Annotated in this window: 4 protein-coding genes; 1 reads left to right on the top strand and 3 read right to left on the bottom strand. The window is 65.6% G+C overall.

Annotation, left to right across the window (positions count from 1 at the left end):
- The 3 genes from ACXJKR_RS28295 to ACXJKR_RS28285 form a co-directional block, all read right to left on the bottom strand.
- Positions 1-1,464, bottom strand: a 1,464-nt coding sequence (locus tag ACXJKR_RS28295; RefSeq protein WP_457325665.1) for a tetratricopeptide repeat protein, incomplete at its 3' end; no start/stop codon positions are given.
- Between the two features lie 56 nt (positions 1,465-1,520).
- Positions 1,521-2,081 (bottom strand): retropepsin-like aspartic protease family protein, encoded by a 561-nt coding sequence (locus tag ACXJKR_RS28290; RefSeq protein WP_457325664.1) that lies wholly within the window; start codon positions 2,079-2,081, stop codon positions 1,521-1,523.
- 110 nt (positions 2,082-2,191) lie between these two features.
- Positions 2,192-2,680, bottom strand: a complete 489-nt coding sequence (locus ACXJKR_RS28285; protein ID WP_056201983.1) for a YajQ family cyclic di-GMP-binding protein — start codon at positions 2,678-2,680, stop codon at positions 2,192-2,194.
- 73 nt (positions 2,681-2,753) lie between these two features.
- Here ACXJKR_RS28285 and ACXJKR_RS28280 point away from each other — a divergent pair.
- A partial coding sequence (locus ACXJKR_RS28280) for an FAD-binding protein (protein WP_457325663.1) occupies positions 2,754-3,143 on the top strand: 390 nt, incomplete at its 3' end.

Genomic DNA, 3,143 nt, shown 5'->3' with positions numbered 1-3,143 from the left:
GGCCTGGACCATGAGGACGGTTGCATTGTTCGGGTTGGCGCGCGCCAGCGTATCGGCCACGGCCAGGGCCTTGGGGGCCTGGCCTTCGCGCAGATACAGGGTGACCAGCGCCAGCCCGGCATAGGTCTGCTTGGGGTCGCTCTTGTAGGCCTTGGCAAGTTCGTCGGCTGCGGGTGTCGCCTTCCCGCTTTGCAGCAGGGACAGGCCCAAAGCCGTGCGGTACTCCGGCGAATCCTTGGCCTTGATCGCGTCCTGCATCAGCGCGACGGCGCGCGAGTGCCGCCCCTGGCTCATGTGGGCGGAAGCCAGCATCAGCAACGCCTGGCCGTCGCCCGGCCGGGCCTTCACGTAGGCGTCCAGCAATTCGACGGCGCGGTTGACGTTGGGTTCCTTCAATGCGACCTGGGCCAGCAGCTTGATGAGAGGGCTGCCGGGTTGCTGGCGGGAGGCCAGTTCCAGGAAGGGCTTGGACTTTTCCAGCTCGCCCAGGCTGTAGTGCGCCAGGCCGTTGAGCATCAGCAACTGGGTGCGGTAGCGGATGTACTCGATGGGGACGGGGTCCAGCAGGTCGGTGATCCGTTTCAACGCGGCCCGTGAAGTGGGCGCGTCGTTGGCGCGCTCGGCCAGCACAGCACGCAGATAGGCGCCGCGCGGATCGTTGGGCTTGATGGTCTGGAGCTCGTTGACCTCGGCCAGCGCCTCGGCGTCGCGGTTCAGGTYGATCAGCAGGCCGGCGCGGCCCAGGTGGGATTCGGCATGCTTGGGCTGGGCCTTGAGGGCACGCTCATAGCCGGCCAGCGCCGGGGCGACCTGGCCGTTGGCATGGAAGACGGATGCCTTTTGATAGAGAGCCTCGGCGTTGTCGGGTGAGAGCTTGAGTGCCTGGTCGGCCGCGGCATGGGCCTCGTTGAACTGGCGCCCGCGCACCCGCAGCGGGACTTCGGCGATCCAGCTGTTCACGTCGCTGGTGTTCAGCGCACGTGCATCCAGCACGCTTGCCAGTGCGGCCTTGGTATCGCCCATATCGGACTGAGCCAGAGCGCGCTCCAGCATGAGCTGCTGTTGGATGCCGGATGGCAGGCCGGCGGGCTGAATGCGTGGGTCCTCCAGCGCCTGGGACTGCTTGCCCTGGGCATTCAGCGCCATGACCAGGGCGACGGCAACCTCGGCGCGGTTGACGCCCATGCGGATGGCCTCGCCCAGCTCGAATTCGGCCGCCGCCGGCTGGCTGTCGGCCAGCAAGGCCTTGCCCAGCAGCACGTGGACCGAGAGCTGGCTCTTGTCGGCCTGCAGCGCGTTCTTCAGCTGCACGATGGCGCCGGGAATGTCCCGCTTTTCATACCGCTGCAGAGCGTCTTCGTAGAAGCGCGAGGCCTTGGCGGCGTCCTGGGCGAGCGCGGCGGGGGCGCCGGCAATCAACAGGGCGGCCAGCAGGCCAGACAGCAAGGCGGGTTGAAGGGGCATCGAGGCGGACCGGCTAGGGAGGGGCGCCGGATTCTTGCAGAAGCCGCCCGCTGCTATCAGTGCTGCAGCTCCAAAGTCATGACGTCGTTCTCGCGCCGCATCTGGAAGCGGTTCAGAAAGCTGTTGCCAAGCAGCACATGGCTCATCAGGCCGGGGATGACGATGGCCTCGACGTCGCGAACCTCGACGCTGCCGATGCGCACGCTCGCCAACTGGAGCTGATAGGCCGGCACGACGCCATTGGCCGTCTGGGTGACGATGCGCCTGCCGTACATATAGCGCAGGCCCAGCTTTTCGGCCTCGATCTGGCCGATGGAGATGCTGGTCGCCCCGGTGTCGACGAGGAAGCTCGTGACCTGGCCGTTGATCATGCCCAGCGTCGTGAAATGTCCGCCGGGGCCTACGGGCAGCACGATCTGGCGCGGCGGCGCGGCATTCTGCGCAAGCACTCGGCCCGGTGCGGCGCCGAGGGCGAGAGCCTGGCGCCGACCGCCGTATTCCACGACGGCGCGACCATCCTCCAGTGAGATCAACCGGACGCCCTTGACCATGGCGCCGACCTCGACAGTGCGCGGCTCACCGTCGATGACCAACAGGGCCGCGCGTGATCCCAGCATGCCATTGAGCTGGACCTGCGATGGCGGGGGTGGCAGCGGCTGCGCCGGGGCGCGGCTCGTGGCCAGCAACAGGAGAAGGGGCGCAATGAGCCCCGTAAAGCGGCGCATGCTCAATCGCGGAAATTGTTGTAGGTGAGCGGCGTGTCGCTGAAGTTCTTCTTCAGGTGGGCGATGCCGGTCTGCAGGTCGTCGCGGTTCTTGCCGGTCACGCGCACGGCATCACCCTGGATGCTGGCCTGGACCTTGAGCTTGCTTTCCTTCAGCGAGTTCACGATCTTCTTGGCCAGCGCTGCCTCGATGCCTTCCTTGATCTTGTAGACCTGGCGCACCTTGTCGCCACCGAGCTTTTCGATCTTCTCGGCCTTGTCGAGGAAGCTGATCACCACGTCCTGCTTGGTCAGCTTGCCGTACAACACAGCCTCGATCTGCTCCAGCTGGAACTCGCTGTCGCCCGTGGCGTGGATTTCCTTGTCCTTGAGCTCGACCTTGGCGCCCGTGCCCTTGAAGTCAAAACGGGTGCCGATTTCCTTGATGGCGTTGTCCACGCCATTGCGGATCTTGACGTGATCGGGCTCGAGAACAGTGTCGAAGCTGGGCATTTGGGAGGTCGGTAGATGAATCGGCGAAAATTTTGCTGTTTGCGCGCCGCGCAAACCATCCAAAAATTGTCCCATGTCCACGCAGTTACAGACCCCCTCGAACGGAGTGCCGCTCCCCCTCCATATCGAGGCGGACGTCAATCTCAAGCCCTACAACACCTTCGGCCTGCCGGCCGTGGCGAAGCGCCTGGTGCGCATCCGCGAGGCGGCCGACGTCCGCCGCGTCGTCGATCACCCCGAACTGGGCCGTGCGCCCAAGTTCGTGCTGGGCGGCGGCAGCAACCTCGTCTTGACCAAGGATGTCGATGCCGTCGTGCTGAAGGTGGAAATTACCGGCATCCGGCTGTTGGAAGCGCGCGACGACGCCTGGATCGTCGAGGCAGGTGCCGGCGTCGTCTGGCATGAGCTGGTCACCTGGACGCTGGACCACGGCTACCCAGGCCTGGAGAACATGGCGCTGATC

The organism is Roseateles sp. P5_E11 (assembly GCF_054049355.1).
Note: the sequence above shows the minus strand (reverse complement) of the source record. Positions and strands in the feature narration are given on the sequence as shown.